The sequence below is a fragment of the Pontixanthobacter aquaemixtae genome, from assembly GCF_009827395.1.
Taxonomy (GTDB): domain Bacteria; phylum Pseudomonadota; class Alphaproteobacteria; order Sphingomonadales; family Sphingomonadaceae; genus Pontixanthobacter; species Pontixanthobacter aquaemixtae.
In genome coordinates, this window is record NZ_WTYX01000001.1 from 1,091,324 (window position 1) to 1,107,574 (window position 16,251).

Consider the following 16,251-nt stretch of genomic DNA (forward strand, 5'->3'; position numbering starts at 1 on the left):
GACCGTGGTGCTGTTAGGTCTGACGCCGCGACATGAAGGCGAGGCGTTCGAATAGCATTACATCCTGTTCGTTCTTCAGCAGCGCGCCGTGGAGTGGCGGGATTGCTTTTGACGGGTCCTGATCCTGCAGGACTTCAAGCGGCATATCCTCGTTCAGCAGCAGTTTGAGCCAGTCGAGCAGTTCGGATGTGCTGGGCTTTTTCTTCAGGCCGGGCACTTCGCGGATTTCGTAGAAGACATCCATCGCCTTGGTCACCAATGCTTTCTGGATGCCGGGGAAGTGGACATCGATGATAGAGCGCATCGTGTCGCGATCGGGGAACTTGATATAGTGGAAGAAGCAGCGGCGCAGGAATGCGTCGGGCAGTTCTTTCTCGTTATTCGAAGTGATCACCACAATCGGGCGTTCTTTGGCTGCGACGGTTTCCTGTGTTTCGTAAACATCGAAGCTCATCCGGTCGAGCTCTTGCAGCAGATCGTTGGGAAACTCGATATCGGCCTTGTCGATTTCGTCGATCAGCAGAACGGGCAACTCTTCACAGGTGAAGGCTTCCCACAGCTTGCCCTTCTTGATGTAGTTGCGGATGTCGTGGACGCGCTCTTCGCCCAACTGGCCATCGCGCAGGCGCGCAACCGCGTCATATTCATACAGGCCCTGCTGTGCCTTGGTGGTCGATTTGACGTTCCATTCGATGATCGGCGCGCCCATGGCCTTGGCCACTTCATGCGCGAGCACGGTCTTGCCGGTGCCCGGTTCGCCCTTGACCAGCAGCGGGCGGCGCAATGTCACCGCAGCATCCACAGCGACCTTGAGATCGTCTGTGGCGATGTAATCGTCGGTGCCGTCAAAACGCTTAGTAGCTTGGGTGTCTTCAGATTTTGGCATCGGTTTTCCTGTGCAACTGGAACTTTACGTGCGCGTTAAGCGGCACGCGGGCAAAGGGCAAGGGGGTGGGAGGCAGGAAAATCTACTGCGCGGCCAATGCAATCAGGCGATGCGAAAGCAATTCCAGTTTGTCATCATCGAGCGAAGCTTCGGTGTTGTTCCAGCTCATCGCCAAAATCCACCACGCACCGGCCTCGTCGCGCAGCAGCCAGGTAAGGTTGAGCACTCCCGGCTCGGAGCCGCCCTTATATCCGATATAGTCCCACTTTTTGACTGTTTCGTCGGGCATGGAAGGGCTGATCGCCATGATCTTGCGCGCGGTCGGATCCTTGATCGCGATGATGCGCTTCATCAGCTTTTCCAGATCGCGCCCACTGGCAAACCATTCGACCGTGTCGATGGCGAGCGGCTTGGTAAAACGGGGCGGAGTGATCAGATCGCGGTTGCCCGCCACATCATCTTCGAAATCGGCGAGAATGAAGCGTTGGCCTGCCTCATCGGCGGAGACATATTTGGCGAGGTTTCCAGGGCTTCCCTTCAGCCCGAACATCTGCAGCGTGCTGAGAAAGGGTAAAGTCCTGTCAGGATCGGAATGGCCGCTTGCCCGCAATTCCGCCTCAACCGCCTCGCGGCCCAGCTCGTAAAACAGCATATCGGTGGCGGTGTTGTCGCTGATGGTGATCATCATGGTGGCAAGTGTTTGCAGCGTCACCGGCGCGCCATCGGGCCAGTTCTGCATCCTGCCGCTGGGGAAGGAACGCCGGTTGATCGTGACCACATCGCTCCATTCGCGCTCTCCCTTTTCGATAGAGCGGGCCAGGGCGGAGAGGATGTAGAGTTTGAAAGTCGATCCGATGGCAAACTGGCTGTCGGGATTGATTTCCATCAGCGCGTCGCTGCCATCAAGCCGCGCGAACAGCACGCCTATCTCCCCCGGAAGAGCGTTAAGATCATGCTCTACCTTGGCGAGCGAATCGTCGAGCGTTTCGAAGCTCCGGATCAGCAGCCCGTTGATCTTGTTGGGGGCATTGTCCTCGATCGAGATTGATCCAATGCCAAGCGCCTTTTCAAAGCCGAAGACGATTTCTGCCGAATGGTCATCAACGGGCGTTATGCTTTCAACGCCCACAACCGCGCCAAACTGGCCCGTCACCTGAGCCATAAATGCCGCAAATTGTTCTGCCGACACCGCATCAAGAAACGATTGCGCGAACATATCCTGCGCATCTTCTGTGCCCTGCATCACCGCCAAAGCATCATCCGCGCGGCTTTCGAGCAAGCTCTGCTCGCTCGCGGTTTCCTCCGCTTCTGAAGTTTGCGCGGCAACCGGCGCAGCAAAGGGTGCGGCAAGCAACAATGAAAGCGCGGAAAGGCGTGTCAGCATCGGGGTCTCCTTACCAGCAGACCATGCGCGGGCACGCGGCGCGGATCAAGAGTGCAGGCGTTGGATAGCGCGAAAGCTCAAGCGGCGATCACCGCGTTCGAGCCATTCGCCCGATCACGCATCGATCATTTCGCGATCCATATCGCCGGCATTGTTCTGGATGAAGTTGAAGCGATGTTCGGGGTTGCGGCCCATCAGTTGATCGACCAGTTCCTTCACCACCGCGCGCTGTTCGAATTCTTGCGGCAAAGTAATGCGCAGCAGGCTGCGGGATTTGGGATCCATCGTGGTTTCGCGAAGCTGCGAGGGGTTCATTTCGCCGAGGCCTTTGAACCGGCCCACTTCAACCTTTTTGCCTTTGAACACGGTTTCTTCCAGCTCCGCCCGATGCGCGTCGTCGCGGGCATAGCGGCTCTCTTTACCCGCAGTCAGCTTGTAGAGCGGGGGCTGGGCGAGGAACAGATGCCCCTTGCGCACCACTTCGGCCATTTCCTGGAAGAAGAATGTCATCAACAGCGTCGCTATATGCGCGCCATCCACGTCAGCGTCGGTCATGATGATGATCCGGTCGTAACGTAAGTTCTCTGGATCGCAGTCTTTGCGCGTGCCGCATCCCATCGCCAGCGAAAGATCGGCAATTTCCTGATTGGCGCGGATTTTCTCCGGCGTGGCGCTGGCGACGTTGAGGATTTTGCCGCGGATCGGCAGGATCGCCTGCGTCTTGCGGTTGCGCGCCTGCTTTGCGCTTCCGCCCGCTGAATCGCCTTCGACAATGAACAATTCGGTGTCGCCATCGCCTTCGCCGCTGCAATCGGTAAGCTTGCCGGGAAGGCGCAGCTTCTTGGCGCTGGTCGCGGTCTTGCGCTTGATCTCGCGTTCCTGCTTGCGGCGCAGGCGCTCGTCCATCCGCTCCATCACCTGACCGAGCAGCGCCTTACCGCGATCCATATTGTCGGTCAGGAAGTGATCGAAGTGATCGCGCACCGCGTTTTCGACCAGACGCGCGGCTTCCGGCGAAGTCAGCCGGTCTTTCGTTTGCGACTGGAACTGCGGATCGCGAATGAAGACGCTGAGCATCACCTCACCGCCGGTCATCACATCATCGGCCGAAATGTCTTTCGCCTTTTTGGTGCCGGTCAGCTCACCAAACGCGCGCAGCCCTTTGGTCAACGCGGCGCGGATGCCTTGTTCATGTGTACCGCCATCGGGCGTGGGTACGGTGTTACAATACCAGCTGGTCGAGCCATCGGAATAAAGCGGCCAAGCGCAGGCCCATTCGACGCGGCCTTGTGATGTGCCGCTGTCATCATCGGGAAATTCCTGCGTCCCTGCAAAAGGTTGCGCAGTGACACATTCGCGCGCGCCGATTTGTTCGGCCAGATGATCGGCAAGGCCGCCGGGAAATTTGAACACCGCTTCGCCGGGTACTTCTTCCGACGTAAGGCTTTCGGCGCATTTCCAGCGGATTTCGACTCCGGCAAACAGATAGGCTTTCGAACGCGCCAGCTTGAACAGGCGGTGCGGTTTGAATTGCCGATCTCCGAAAATCTCTGTGTCGGGCGTGAAGCTGACGGTTGTCCCGCGGCGATTGGGAGTTGCGCCCAGCTCTTCAATCGGGCCCAGCGTCTGCCCCTTGGAAAAGCTCTGCGCATAGAGTTTCTTGTCGCGCGCGACCTCTACCCGCGTGTCGCTGCTCAGCGCGTTGACCACGCTCACGCCAACCCCGTGCAAACCGCCCGATGTGGCATAGGCTTTGCCCGAGAATTTACCGCCCGAGTGCAGCGTGGAAAGGATCACTTCGAGCGTCGATTTGCCCGGAAATTTGGGGTGCTCGTCCACCGGAATGCCGCGCCCGTTATCGGCGATGCTCAGCCGGTTGCCCTCTTCCAGGCTGACTTCGATCCGCGTCGCATGGCCGGCAACGGCCTCGTCCATCGCGTTGTCGAGAACTTCGGCGGCGAGGTGGTGCAGCGCGCGGTCATCGGTGCCGCCAATATACATGCCGGGGCGGCGGCGCACAGGCTCGAGCCCTTCCAACACCTCGATAGAGGAAGAGTCATAATCGCCGCTAGAGACCGGCGTACCGTCGAAAAGATCATCTGACATACGGGTGCTATAAGCGCGCGATTCACACGCTTACAAGCAGCGAAAAAATCTTATCGTCAGCCGCCGAACTTGGTGGGGGCAGGCGAAACGATAACCACTTTGCCATCCTGCACCTGGCGCACCTCCATCGCGCGTTCGATTACCCCGCTACGCTGGAAACGGAACACTCCGTCCAGCCCCAGAAACCCGTCATCATTGCGCAGACGCGAAAGCGGGAAGGAACGGCCCGGTGTCCAATCCTGCGCGACGCGCAAGGTCAGAAGCACGCTGTCATAACCAAGCGTAGCAATGCGGTAAGGATTGCTGCCGAAGCGGCCCTTGTAACTGTCCGAAAACCGTTTGAAGCGCGCGTCGGAGACGGCGGAGAACCATGTACCGCGCATTGCCGAATTGCGCGTCACCGAAGATTCGCCGCTGAGCAATTCGGTGCCGAGCAATTGCGTGTTGCCGTTGCCGCCGGGTTTCAATTCGCCCGCGGCCAGCGCGGAGAGCCGCGCACCGTCAGCGATCAAAACCGTATCGAAACCGCCACGCTGGCGCAGCCGCTGCGACGCGCTGACAATCGAAGTATTTCCGCGAGAAAATCTTTCGGTCGCAACCAAAGTCCCGCCCGATTCCAGAATAGCGGCAGAGAGTGCGGCTTCGGCGCGTTTGCCATATTCGCCGTCGGGAATGATTGCGGCAAAATTGCTCGCGCCGTTTTGCCGGGCATAGCCGACCGTCCGGTCAATCGACTGGCTGGGAACATGCCCCATCACAAATACGTCGGGACCGGCAACCGATGTGTCGTTCGAATAGGATATCAAAGGAATATTGGCCGGGCGGGCCTCTGCCAGAACCTGCGGAACGTTGCTGGCCATCAAAGGGCCAAGGATCAGCTTGTTACCATCCGAAACCGCACTGCGCGCGGCATTGCGAGCGCCTTTGCCGGTGTCATAGGTGGTAATGCGCAGATTGCTTGCATTGGTATCGAGCAGCGCCATCGTAGTGGCATTGGCGATCGCATTGCCAACTGCTCCGTTATCTCCGGTCAGCGGAACCAGCAGCGCAATCCGGTGGCGCGTTTCATCGGAAGGCAGGCCGGTTGCGGTCGGTTCGGGAGTGGGGCCGGTGGTCGGTGGCGGCTCTGTCGAGCTTGTCGGCGCTTTGGGCACCAGCTGGCAGCCCGCCAGCAAAATTGTCGCACCGACGACGAAAAGCTTGCGCCGGTCTATGGTGAATTGGCGAGGTTTGGTAATGTTCATCCTTGCGATCCCCTTTGCCGCCCGTCATTGAGAGCCACTGTGACCCACAATACAGACAGCACCGCCTCTGACGAGGCCCTTCTTCCGGGTCTCTATATCGTGGCCACGCCGATTGGCAATCTTGGTGACATAACATTGCGTTCGGTCGATGTATTGGGCCGGTGTGATGCCGTGGCCTGCGAAGATACGCGGGTGACCGGCAAATTGATGAGCCATTTGGGTATCAGCAAACCCCTATGGCGATATAACGATCACAGCGACGAAGCGGCGCGCGCCAATCTGGTGCAGCGTATGCACGATCAGGCGGTTGTGCTGGTCAGCGATGCAGGGACACCGCTGATTTCCGATCCCGGTTACCGCCTGGTGCAGGATGCCCGCGCGGCGGGAATAATGGTGACGAGCCTGCCCGGTGCCTGCGCGGCGGTGGTGGGATTGACGCTATCGGGCTTGCCCAATGACAGGTTCCTGTTTGCCGGCTTCCTCCCGAGCAAGGAACAAGCCCGCGCGCGGGCATTGGAAGAATTTGCCGCCATCGATGCGACGCTGCTGTTCTATGAAACCGGGCCGCGCTTGGTAAAATCGCTAACCGCTATCGACGCTGCCATGCCCGCGCGGCAGGTTTCCGTGGCTCGCGAGCTGACCAAAATGTTCGAAGAATGCCGTTCGGGCACCGCCGCCGGTCTGGCCGCTCACTATACCGACAATCCGCCCAAGGGAGAGATCGTGCTGATGGTCGGTCCGCCGCCGCAAAAGGATGCAAGCGCGTTTGATGTGGATGCCTTGTTAACCGAGGCTCTCAAGGCGGATAAGCCTTCGCAGGCTGCGGGAAAGATAGCCAAGGCAACCGGGCTGGATCGCAAAATGCTCTATGCCCGCGCGCTGGAATTGCGCGCCGGATGAAACGCCAGCTTGCCGAGAAAAGCGGCCGCGATGGCGAAAGGCGGGCGGCAATCTGGCTCAAGCTGAAAGGGTGGTCGATCCTTGCCGAAAGGCGCAAAACGCCGCTGGGCGAAGTCGATCTGATTGCCAGACGGGGCAATGTCGTTGCTTTCATCGAAGTGAAATGGCGCAAGCGCAAAGCCGATCTCGATCATGCGATTGACGAATACCGGCTGCAACGCGTTGCCGCGGCAGCTGAATCGATCGCGCATGAATATGCCACCAAGGGCGAAGATATCCGGATCGACGTGATGCTCCTTGCGCCCGGCGCTTTCCCTCGCCACATCGTCAATGCATGGCAGCCCTAAGTCTGCCGGTTTGGAGTAAGTGAGAATGGCTTTGCGCGTTGCTGTCCAGATGGACCCGATGGAATCGATCAACATTGCGGGCGATTCCAGCTTCGCGATCATGCTGGCGGCGCAGGCGCGCGGGGCGCAGCTGTGGCATTACGATGTCCGCACATTGGCATACGACACCGGAAATGGCGCGCTGACGGCGCATGCGGCGCCGGTGACCGTCCAACGGGTAGAGGGCGATCACTACACCATGGGCGAACATCGCCGCATCGACCTCGCCAAAGACATCGATGTGATCTTCATGCGGCAGGATCCGCCCTTTGACCTCGGCTATATCAGCGCGGCGCTGATGCTCGACAGGCTCAAAGGGACCACACTGGTCACCAATGACCCGCGCGAGGTGATCAACGCGCCGGAGAAGATGTTCGTTCTCGATTACGCGAAATTCATGCCGCCAACGCTGATTGCGCGCGAACTGAGCGATGTGCGCGCCTTTATGGAGACGCATGGCGCGGTCGTGGTGAAACCGCTGCACGGCAATGGCGGCAAAGCCATTTTCAAAGTCGATGCGGATGGCACAAACATTTCTGCTCTGTTCGAAATGTTCAACCAGACCTGGCCAGAACCGCACATGATCCAGCCTTTCCTTCCAGAAGTGTCGGAAGGCGACAAACGGATCGTGCTGATCGACGGGGAATTTGCCGGGGCGATCAACCGCAAACCGGGCGAGGGCGAGTTCCGATCAAACCTCGCGCAGGGCGGCTATGCAGAGGCAGCTGATTTGACCGCGCGCGAGGAAGAAATCTGCGCCGCTATGGGGCCGGAGCTGAAGAAACGCGGCCTGTTGTTTGTTGGGATCGACGTGATCGGCGGCAAATGGCTGACCGAAATCAATGTGACATCGCCCACCGGCATTGTCGCGATCGACAAGTTCAATGGGACCGACACGGCGGGCAAAATTCTGGACGCGGTCGAGGCGCGTTTATAGTCGCATCAGTGCGAAGCGATTTAGTCGCCACGCCAATGGCAAACTACTTTTTCTCTCGGGGATGCGCGTCACGATAAGTGTCGAGCAAAGTCGCCGCATCGACTTTGGTATAGATTTGCGTGCTGCCAAGGCTGGCATGGCCAAGCAATTCCTGCAGGCTGCGCAGATCGGCCCCGGCGCCCAGCAAATGGGTGGCGAAACTGTGCCGCAGTGCGTGCGGGGTCGCGGTGGCAGGAAGGCCGAGGGCAATGCGCGCCTTGGCCATCGCTTTTTGCACCATTCCCTGGCTCAGCGCACCACCTTTCGCACCGCGAAACAGCGCCCCGTCGGCCTCAATCGGCCACGGGCATTCCTTGGTATATTCGGCCACGGCATCGCGAATGATCGGCAAAACGGGGACGATCCGCTGCTTGTTTCCTTTGCCGGTCACCGAGAGCGTTTCCCCCAGCGGGGCATCGCGACCTTTGAGCGAAAGCGCCTCGGCAATCCGCAAGCCCGCACCATAGAGCAACAGCAGCACCGCCCGGTCGCGCGCGCCGATCCAGCCATCGCTCGCGCTTGCTTCGACCAGATCGGCGATATTGGTGGCATCGTCCGGGGTAACGGGGCGGGGCAGGCCCTTCTTGATTCGCGGCCCACGGATACGCGGCGCCGCGTTATCGCTGCCGCCGGTTTGCGCAAGAGCAAACCTGACCAGCGCCTTTATCGCCGATAGTTCGCGCGCGGTGGAGCTGTTGCTCAAGCCGTCCTGACGCCGGTCGGCCAGATGCAATCGGATCGCCGCGCTATTGAGCCCGGCAATCTGTTCCCAGTCCTTCAGCCCCTTGCGTTCGATCAGCAGATTTGCGGCGGACAGATAGGCGCGGACCGTATGCGGCGACCGCCGCCGCCCCTGAACCAGATGCGCTTCCCATTGTAACAACAATTCAGCCTTGCTCATGCCGTCACCAGATCGCCATGGACCAATTCGCCAAGCAGCGCATCGAGCACCGGCATCCCGCGCGATGTGACGCCAAGACGCTCATTGCTCTGCCACACAAATCCCAAATCTTTCAGCATGCTCAGGCGGCTTTCATCGATGAGGTTGGCGAATGGTATGCCGAACCGTTCGCTCAGCAACGGTAGCGAAATTCCCTCGGCAAGCCGCAGCCCCATCAGCAAAGCTTCCGAAGCCTGTGCAGCGGCTGAAAGCGGCGTTTCCTCACGCAGTCCATTGCCGCTGTGCTCGACCGCAGCCAGCCAGTTCTCCGGCTTTTTGTGACGCAATGTCGCTGCGGCGTTGCGCCGCCCATGCGCGCCGGGGCCTATCCCGCAATAATCCTGATACCGCCAATATGTCAGATTGTGGCGGCTTTCCTGCCCGGCGCGCGCGTGATTGCTGACTTCATAGGCGGGCATTTGTGCCTGCGCCGTCATTTCGCGCGTGACGTCAAACAGATCTGCCGCCGGATCATCGTCCAGCGGAGCAAACACGCCTCTGCGCACATCGGTGGCGAAGCGCGTATTGGGTTCGATGGTCAATTGATAGAGCGAAAGATGATCGGTGCCGAAGGACAGCGCACGGGCAAGATCGGCGCGCCATTCGGCTTCACTCTGGCCGGGCAGCGCATAGATCAGGTCCAAACTGACCCTGCCGAAGTGCTTCTGCGCAACTTCCAATGCCGCCAATCCTTCATCCGCATCGTGCAACCGGCCCAGAAACTTCAGCGCCTCGTCGCGCAGCGATTGCAGGCCCAGCGACACCCGGTTGACCCCGGCAAGCGACAGATCGGCGAAATTGGCGGCCTCAACCGATGATGGATTGGCTTCAAGGGTGATCTCAATCTCGGGTGAAAAGCCCCACAGCCTCTCGGCCTCATTCAGCAGCGAACCCACCATTTCCGGCGGCATCAAGGACGGCGTGCCGCCGCCGAAAAAGATTGATTCCAGCGGTTCACCGCCGGCCAGCGCTGCCTCGTGCTGCATATCGCGCAGCATCGCGGCTTTCCAAGCATCATGGTCCACGCGATCACGGACATGGCTGTTGAAATCGCAATAGGGGCATTTCTTCAGGCAGAAAGGCCAGTGGATGTAGAGTGCGCGTGCCACGGGGTAACCTTACAGGCGATTGGGCGCGTTAGCCAAATTGTTCGGCAACCAGCTTGGCAAAGGCATCGGCGCGGTGGCTCATCGCGTGTTTTTCTGCCGGATCGAGCTCCGCGAATGTCTGCTCGCGCCCCGCAGGCACAAACACCGGATCATAGCCAAAGCCCAGCGTGCCGCGCGGCGGCCAAGTCAGCGAACCGTCAACGCGGCCTTCATAGACCGCGCTGTCACCATCGGGCCATGCAATCGCCAGCACGCAGGAAAACCACGCATCGCGCGGGGCATCGGGGCCTTTTTCCGCCAGCATGCCTTCGACTTTGCCCATCGCCATATACCAGTCGCGGCCCGGCGCGCCTTCGAAATGCTGCCGCTCTGCCCAGTCGGCGGTGTAGACACCGGGGCGGCCATCAAGCGCCGCCACGGACATCCCGCTGTCATCGGCAAGCGAGACAATGCCAGATGCCTCCGCCGAAGCACGCGCCTTGATCAGCGCGTTTTCGACGAAGGTGGTGCCGGTCTCTTCCGGCTCGGGCAGACCGAGCGATCCCGCCGACAGGCATTTCATCCCATGCGGCTCCAGCAAAGCGGAAATCTCTTTCAGCTTACCCGCATTATGCGTCGCGATCACCAGCGATCCGGAGCCGAGACGCCTGGTCATTTTACCGCATCAAGTTGCGCCGCAAAAATGCCGTCGCAGCCGATTTTGGCGAGGCGCAGCAGGCGCAGAAGGCCTTCTTCGTCATAGGTTGCGCCTTCGGCGGTGGCTTGCACTTCGGCGATTTGCCCTCCTTCGATCAGCACGAAATTGGCATCGGCATCGGCGTTGCTATCCTCTGCATAATCGAGATCGAGAACCGGCGTGCCCTGGTAAATGCCGCAGCTGATCGCAGCGACCTGTTTTTCAATCGGGTCTTGCTTGATATCGCCCGAAGCCATCAGCGAATTTACCGCCAAACGCAGCGCAACCCATGCACCCGAAATAGATGCTGTGCGTGTGCCGCCATCGGCCTGGATCACATCGCAATCGAGAGTGATCTGGCGTTCGCCCAGCTTTTTCAGATCGACAACCGCGCGCAAGCTCCGCCCGATAAGACGCTGGATTTCCTGCGTCCGCCCGCTTTGCTTGCCGCGCGCTGCCTCGCGGCTGCCGCGTGTATGGGTGGCGCGTGGCAGCATCGAATATTCGCCCGTTACCCAGCCTTCGCCTTTGCCGCGCAGCCAAGGCGGAATCCGTTCTTCAACGCTCGCGGTGCACAATACGCGCGTATCGCCGCAACTGATCAGGCACGAACCTTCTGCATGTTTGGTAAAGCCGGTTTCGATAGTGATAGGGCGCATTTCATCGGGCGCACGGCCGGAAGGTCTCATTGGATTCTCCAGTGATATTTTCTCAAGGCCGTTCACCCTGAGCTTGTCGTTGGGTCGTCCTTACTATTTAATCCGGCAAAAGGAAGTGCGATGGTTGGGGTTGCACCCCGGCTTCTCTTGGGACAAGCTCAGCATGACCGGATAGTTGATGTAATTCTCGGTTGAAGATCGCAATGCCAAACGTACCCCTCACAGAATTGACCGACCGCGCGCGGGATATCTTTCGTCTCGTGGTCGAAGGATATCTGACCAATGGCACGCCGGTCGGTTCCAAGGCGCTGGCGGGGGAGGGGGGCGTTGACCTGTCGCCCGCCTCGATCCGGTCCGTGCTCGCCGATCTGGAATCGCTCGGTCTGCTGGCGGCGCCGCATACCAGCGCCGGGCGGATGCCGACCGAATCCGGATTGCGCTTGTTTGTCGACGGGATGATGCAAGTAGCCGAACCGACCGTGGAAGAACGCGCGACAATCGAACAGCGGTTGCAAACCCCCGGGCCGATCGAGCATGCGCTGGAGGCCACAAGCTCGCTCTTGTCCGACATTACCGGGGCTGCGGGAATGGTTATGGTCCCGCAGCATGAGGTGCGGCTGAGCCAGTTGAGCCTGGTGTCGCTCGCTGCCGATCGCGCGCTCGCCGTGTTGGTGGGCGAAGATGGCAATATCGAAAACCGCGTGGTGGAACTGTCTGGCGGGGTCGATGCGTCTACGCTGGAACAGGCGTCCAACTATATCACCGCGCGGATCGGCGGGAAAACCCTGACCGAAGCGATTGCGGAAATCGAAAGCGAGATTTCTTCGGGCAAATCCGCGCTTGATCGCGCCAGTCAGGATCTGGTCCAGCGCGGTTTGGCCGTGTGGAGCAAGGACACGGCGCAGCGCCCTGTGTTGATCGTGCGCGGTCAGGCGAACTTGCTGGATGACAGCGCGCTGGAAGATCTCGAGCGTGTGCGATCGCTGCTCGATGATCTGGAGAACAAGCAATCGGTTGCAAGTTTGCTTGAGGACGCAAAAACCGCCGATGCGACGCGGATCTTTATCGGCGCGGAGAACCGCCTGTTCGCCTTGTCCGGTTCGTCTGTCATCGCCTCTCCCTATCGCGACCGCGAAGGCAAAGTGGTGGGAGTTTTGGGTGTGATTGGCCCCACGCGGTTGAATTACGCGCGGGTCGTCCCCATGGTTGATTTCACAGCCCGCTCGCTGGGCAAATTGATCGGATAAATGGAACACAATGACCGACGAAAACAAGCCGGACCCAAAGGGTGCCGAAGATAAAGATGCAGCCGTTGAAGAGGAACTGAAAGGCGTTCCTGAAGAATTTCTCGACGATGGTGGGGACGATGAAGCCGACGAGAAAGGCAGCGTGGAAGATGCGCTGGAGGCGCTGCGCGGTGATCTGGAAGCGGCGAAGCAGGAAGTGCTCTACGCCCGCGCGGAAACGCAAAATGTCCGCCGCCGGATGGAAAAAGACGTGGCCGATGCGCGCGCCTATGCCGCAACCGGCTTTGCCCGCGATATCCTGTCAGTGTCCGACAATCTTTCGCGCGCCATCGATGCGGTTCCGCAGGAACTGCGCGAAGACGACAAGATGAAAGGTCTTGTCGCGGGTATCGAAGCAACCCAGCGCGAGCTGGAGAAAGTTTTCGGCCAGCACGGCATCACTCGCATTCCGGCGATGGGCCTTCCGCTCGATCCCAACCACCATCAGGCGATGATGGAAGTCCCGACTGACGAACAGGAACCGGGAACCGTGGTGCAGGAAATGCAATCGGGCTTTATGATCAAAGACCGCTTGCTGCGCCCCGCCATGGTCGGGGTTGCGAAAAAGCCGGACTAAGGCGCGCCGGGAAAATCGACCAGCAGGCTGTAGGCTTCGGGATCGCTGACGCCGGTCACGCGTAGTCCGTTGCGCAGCCAGAAGGCGTGTTTGACGATTTCGGCCTGTTGCTCGATCCCGTATTTGGTCAGCGGCCAGCCCGGTTTCAGGCTGTAATCATATCGGTCCCACGGCATCCGGTTGAAAACCAGCCACCAGCGGCCCTTGGTCTGCGCCTGCCACACATGGACCATCTCGTGAATGAACAACCCTTGGCGGATCATTCCTTCGGTGGAGAAATCATCGCAATAGCTGTTGCCGCGCGGGTGGAAATGGATGTGCCCGCGCGGGGCCATGGTGACGCGGCGCGGTTGGAAGAACGCCCATTTCCGGCGGTGAATTCTGACCTCCGCATAATCAATCGCGGTGCCAAAGACCGTTTTGGCCAGCGCGATCTCGCCGGCAGTCAAAGGCCGCTCTCCGCCGACGGGGCAGGAATAGTTTGAAATCTGTCCCGACATTACGCCTAGCGGGCATCCCCCGCGGCCATGATATCAGCGGTGACCGTGGTCTTGTCGCCGCCTGCCTCGATCAAAGTTACTTCGGTTTTTCCGCCAGCAGTCAGTTCGGGGGAAACACCCATCGCCATGATATGCTTGCCGCCCGGTTCGAAGGATACTTTCAGACCTTTGGTCAGGGCGACCGATTCAAGCGGAACCATCTGGATTTTATAATCCTTCTCCGCATATTCATGCATCATCGCTTCTTCGGCGCCATCGACATAAACCGCCGCAAGCGTGGCGTCTTTTTCGCCCTCATAGGCAATGTCGAGATAGATTGCCGCCGGATTTCCGCTGACCGCAGGCAGGATCATACGCGCGTTTTCCACGGTCAGCCCGGTAATTCCCTCGGGCGCCTGCGCCACTTCTTCGCTTTGTGATCCGCAAGCGGTCAGGCCAAGTGTTGCAATGGCAAGAGCCGCGCTCGCCAGAAACCGTGTTGTCACGTGTAATTCTCCATGCAGTAATTTGATGTGCAACTAGCTGCCGCAATCCCTTGTGCCAACAAAAACCGCACCTATATCCGCTGCACAATCGAGCTGCCGAGTTGTTTCGCCAATCATGGGAAACACACAGAGCAGCGTCCAACATGAAGAGTAAATGGGGAAACCATGGCTAAAGTAATCGGTATCGACCTCGGCACCACCAACTCGTGTGTCGCTGTAATGGACGGCGGCAAACCGAAAGTTATCGAAAATTCGGAAGGCGCGCGCACCACGCCGTCGATCGTTGCGTTCACCAAGGATGATGAACGTCTGATCGGCCAACCTGCGAAGCGCCAGGCAGTGACCAATCCGGACAACACCCTGTTCGCGATCAAGCGCCTGATCGGCCGCCGTTTCGACGATCCGATGACGAAGAAAGATATGGATCTTGTTCCATACCAGATCGTCAAAGGCAAAAATGGCGATGCTTGGGTGAAAGCCGGATCGGAAGATTACAGCCCGTCTCAGGTTTCCGCTTTCATCCTGCAAAAGATGAAAGAAACTGCCGAGAGCTATCTTGGCGAAACAGTTTCGCAGGCGGTTATTACCGTTCCTGCTTACTTCAATGATGCACAGCGTCAGGCGACCAAAGACGCCGGCCAGATCGCTGGTCTTGAAGTTCTGCGGATCATCAACGAGCCGACCGCAGCCGCGCTCGCTTACGGTATGGACAAGGACGATGGCAAAACCATCGCCGTCTATGACCTTGGCGGCGGCACCTTCGACGTTTCGATCCTCGAAATCGGTGACGGCGTGTTCGAAGTGAAATCGACCAATGGCGATACCTTCCTTGGCGGTGAAGACTTCGACAATGCGATTGTCGAGCATCTCGCTGATGCCTTCAAGAAGAAGGAAAACATGGACCTGCGGACCGACAAGCTCGCTCTGCAGCGCCTGAAAGAAGCGGCTGAAAAAGCGAAGATCGAACTGTCGAGCTCGGCAACCACCGAAGTGAACCTGCCGTTCATCACCGCGCGTATGGAAGGCGGCGCTTCGACTCCGCTACACCTCGTGGAAACCATCAGCCGCTCCGATCTGGAGAAAATGGTTGGTGATCTGATCAAGCGCACTCTGGAGCCGTGCAAGAAAGCTCTGGCTGACGCTGGCGTCGACAAAGGCGGTATCGACGAGGTGATCCTTGTCGGCGGTATGACCCGCATGCCCAAGGTTCGCGAAGTCGTGGAAGAATTCTTCGGCAAGAAACCGCATACCGGCGTGAACCCTGACGAAGTCGTTGCGATGGGTGCGGCCATTCAGGCTGGCGTTCTGCAGGGCGACGTCAAAGACGTTCTGCTGCTCGACGTGACCCCGCTTTCGCTCGGCATTGAAACGCTGGGCGGCGTGTTCACCCGCATGATCGACCGCAACACCACGATCCCGACCAAGAAATCGCAGACCTATTCGACTGCTGAAGACAATCAGCAGGCGGTGACGATCCGCGTTGGTCAGGGTGAACGTGAAATGGCGGCGGATAACAAGCTGCTGGGTCAGTTTGACCTTGTCGGCATTCCTGCGGCACCCCGCGGTGTTCCGCAAATCGAAGTCACGTTTGACATCGACGCCAACGGCATCGTCAATGTGTCGGCAAAAGACAAAGGCACCGGCAAGGAACAGCAGATCCGCATCCAGGCATCTGGTGGTCTTTCGGATAGCGACATCGAACAGATGGTGCAGGACGCCGAGAAATTTGCAGACGAAGACAAGAAGCGCCGCGAGCAAGCGGAATCGCGCAACCAGGCAGACAGCCTGGTCCACGCGACCGAAAAGCAGCTTGAAGAGCATGGCGACAAAATCAGCGCTGATCTGAAGTCCGATGTCGAAGCCGCCCTGGCGGAAACCAAGACCGCGCTCGAAGGCGATGATCTTGATGCGATCAACGAGAAGTCACAGGCTTTGACCGAAGTCGCGATGAAGATGGGTCAGGAAATCTACCAGCAGGAACAAGCCAATGCGGCCCCTGAAGGTGATGCAGGCGACTCTGCCTCTTCTGAAGATGATGACGTTGTCGATGCCGAATTCTCCGAAGTCGGCGATGATGACAACGCTGAAAGCGAAGACGAAGCCAAGGGCTGATGCTTTGATTGGAAAATGACCGCCA

Annotated in this window: 16 protein-coding genes; 6 read left to right on the forward strand and 10 right to left on the reverse strand. The window is 59.1% G+C overall.

All coding sequences use genetic code 11. The annotated features are described in order from the left end of the window. Positions 1–13: 13 nt before the first annotated feature. From GRI41_RS05285 to GRI41_RS05300, 4 genes are all read right to left on the reverse strand, one after another. Complete coding sequence (locus GRI41_RS05285; protein ID WP_160603702.1) at positions 14–886, reverse strand: AAA family ATPase; 873 nt, start codon at positions 884–886, stop codon at positions 14–16. Between the two features lie 82 nt (positions 887–968). Next, entirely contained in the window at positions 969–2,270 is a 1,302-nt protein-coding gene (locus tag GRI41_RS05290; RefSeq protein ID WP_160603703.1) for a serine hydrolase, read from the reverse strand. A 114-nt stretch (positions 2,271–2,384) separates the two neighbouring features. Continuing rightward, entirely contained in the window at positions 2,385–4,376 is a 1,992-nt protein-coding gene (gene parE, locus GRI41_RS05295; protein WP_160603704.1) for a DNA topoisomerase IV subunit B, read from the reverse strand. Positions 4,377–4,432: 56 nt separating this feature from the next. Beyond that, the gene (locus GRI41_RS05300) at positions 4,433–5,620 is read right to left on the reverse strand and encodes a penicillin-binding protein activator (protein ID WP_160603705.1); all 1,188 of its coding nucleotides are present in this window, start codon (positions 5,618–5,620) and stop codon (positions 4,433–4,435) included. A gap of 39 nt (positions 5,621–5,659) precedes the next feature. On the opposite strand from GRI41_RS05300, the gene rsmI reads away from it, so the two are divergent. The 3 genes from rsmI to gshB are packed head-to-tail and all read left to right on the forward strand — an operon-like array spanning position 5,660 to position 7,843. Beyond that, positions 5,660–6,520: a 16S rRNA (cytidine(1402)-2'-O)-methyltransferase gene (gene rsmI, locus GRI41_RS05305; protein WP_328600516.1), complete on the forward strand. Its 861-nt coding sequence runs from the start codon at positions 5,660–5,662 to the stop codon at positions 6,518–6,520. Continuing rightward, entirely contained in the window at positions 6,517–6,867 is a 351-nt protein-coding gene (locus GRI41_RS05310) for a YraN family protein (RefSeq protein WP_160603707.1), read from the forward strand. The genes rsmI and GRI41_RS05310 overlap by 4 nt, the downstream gene beginning before the upstream one ends. A gap of 25 nt (positions 6,868–6,892) precedes the next feature. After that, positions 6,893–7,843 carry a glutathione synthase gene (gene gshB / locus GRI41_RS05315; RefSeq protein WP_160603708.1) on the forward strand — a complete coding sequence of 317 codons (951 nt, stop codon included), beginning with the start codon at positions 6,893–6,895 and terminating at the stop codon, positions 7,841–7,843. A gap of 43 nt (positions 7,844–7,886) precedes the next feature. Here the strand turns inward: gshB and GRI41_RS05320 are convergent, their stop codons facing one another. The 4 genes from GRI41_RS05320 to rph are packed head-to-tail and all read right to left on the reverse strand — an operon-like array spanning position 7,887 to position 11,296. Then, complete coding sequence (locus tag GRI41_RS05320; RefSeq protein WP_160603709.1) at positions 7,887–8,783, reverse strand: tyrosine recombinase XerC; 897 nt, start codon at positions 8,781–8,783, stop codon at positions 7,887–7,889. Next, on the reverse strand, positions 8,780–9,931 hold the full coding sequence (gene hemW / locus GRI41_RS05325; protein ID WP_160603710.1) for a radical SAM family heme chaperone HemW: 1,152 nt from the start codon (positions 9,929–9,931) through the stop codon (positions 8,780–8,782). The genes GRI41_RS05320 and hemW overlap by 4 nt, the downstream gene beginning before the upstream one ends. 28 nt (positions 9,932–9,959) lie before the next feature. Next, positions 9,960–10,586 carry an RdgB/HAM1 family non-canonical purine NTP pyrophosphatase gene (gene rdgB / locus GRI41_RS05330; RefSeq protein ID WP_160603711.1) on the reverse strand — a complete coding sequence of 209 codons (627 nt, stop codon included), beginning with the start codon at positions 10,584–10,586 and terminating at the stop codon, positions 9,960–9,962. Beyond that, a complete protein-coding gene (gene rph, locus GRI41_RS05335; RefSeq protein WP_160603712.1) occupies positions 10,583–11,296 on the reverse strand; it encodes a ribonuclease PH in 714 nt (237 codons plus the stop codon). Before rph ends, rdgB begins: the two co-directional genes overlap by 4 nt. A 173-nt stretch (positions 11,297–11,469) precedes the next feature. On the opposite strand from rph, the gene hrcA reads away from it, so the two are divergent. Both hrcA and grpE read left to right on the forward strand, forming a co-directional pair. Then, positions 11,470–12,513: a heat-inducible transcriptional repressor HrcA gene (hrcA, locus tag GRI41_RS05340; protein WP_160603713.1), complete on the forward strand. Its 1,044-nt coding sequence runs from the start codon at positions 11,470–11,472 to the stop codon at positions 12,511–12,513. Positions 12,514–12,523: 10 nt separating this feature from the next. Further along, positions 12,524–13,129 (forward strand): nucleotide exchange factor GrpE, encoded by a 606-nt coding sequence (gene grpE, locus GRI41_RS05345; RefSeq protein WP_160603714.1) that lies wholly within the window; start codon positions 12,524–12,526, stop codon positions 13,127–13,129. Here the strand turns inward: grpE and GRI41_RS05350 are convergent. Together GRI41_RS05350 and GRI41_RS05355 are read right to left on the reverse strand one after the other, a co-directional pair. Next, entirely contained in the window at positions 13,126–13,629 is a 504-nt protein-coding gene (locus tag GRI41_RS05350; protein ID WP_160603715.1) for a vgr related protein, read from the reverse strand. The two genes, grpE and GRI41_RS05350, sit on opposite strands and share 4 nt — an antisense overlap. 5 nt (positions 13,630–13,634) lie before the next feature. Beyond that, the gene (locus tag GRI41_RS05355) at positions 13,635–14,114 is read right to left on the reverse strand and encodes a copper chaperone PCu(A)C (RefSeq protein ID WP_160603716.1); all 480 of its coding nucleotides are present in this window, start codon (positions 14,112–14,114) and stop codon (positions 13,635–13,637) included. A 165-nt stretch (positions 14,115–14,279) separates the two neighbouring features. Here GRI41_RS05355 and dnaK point away from each other — a divergent pair, with 165 nt between their 5' ends. Further along, positions 14,280–16,226 (forward strand): molecular chaperone DnaK, encoded by a 1,947-nt coding sequence (gene dnaK / locus GRI41_RS05360; protein WP_160603717.1) that lies wholly within the window; start codon positions 14,280–14,282, stop codon positions 16,224–16,226. The last annotated feature ends 25 nt before the right edge of the window (positions 16,227–16,251 follow it).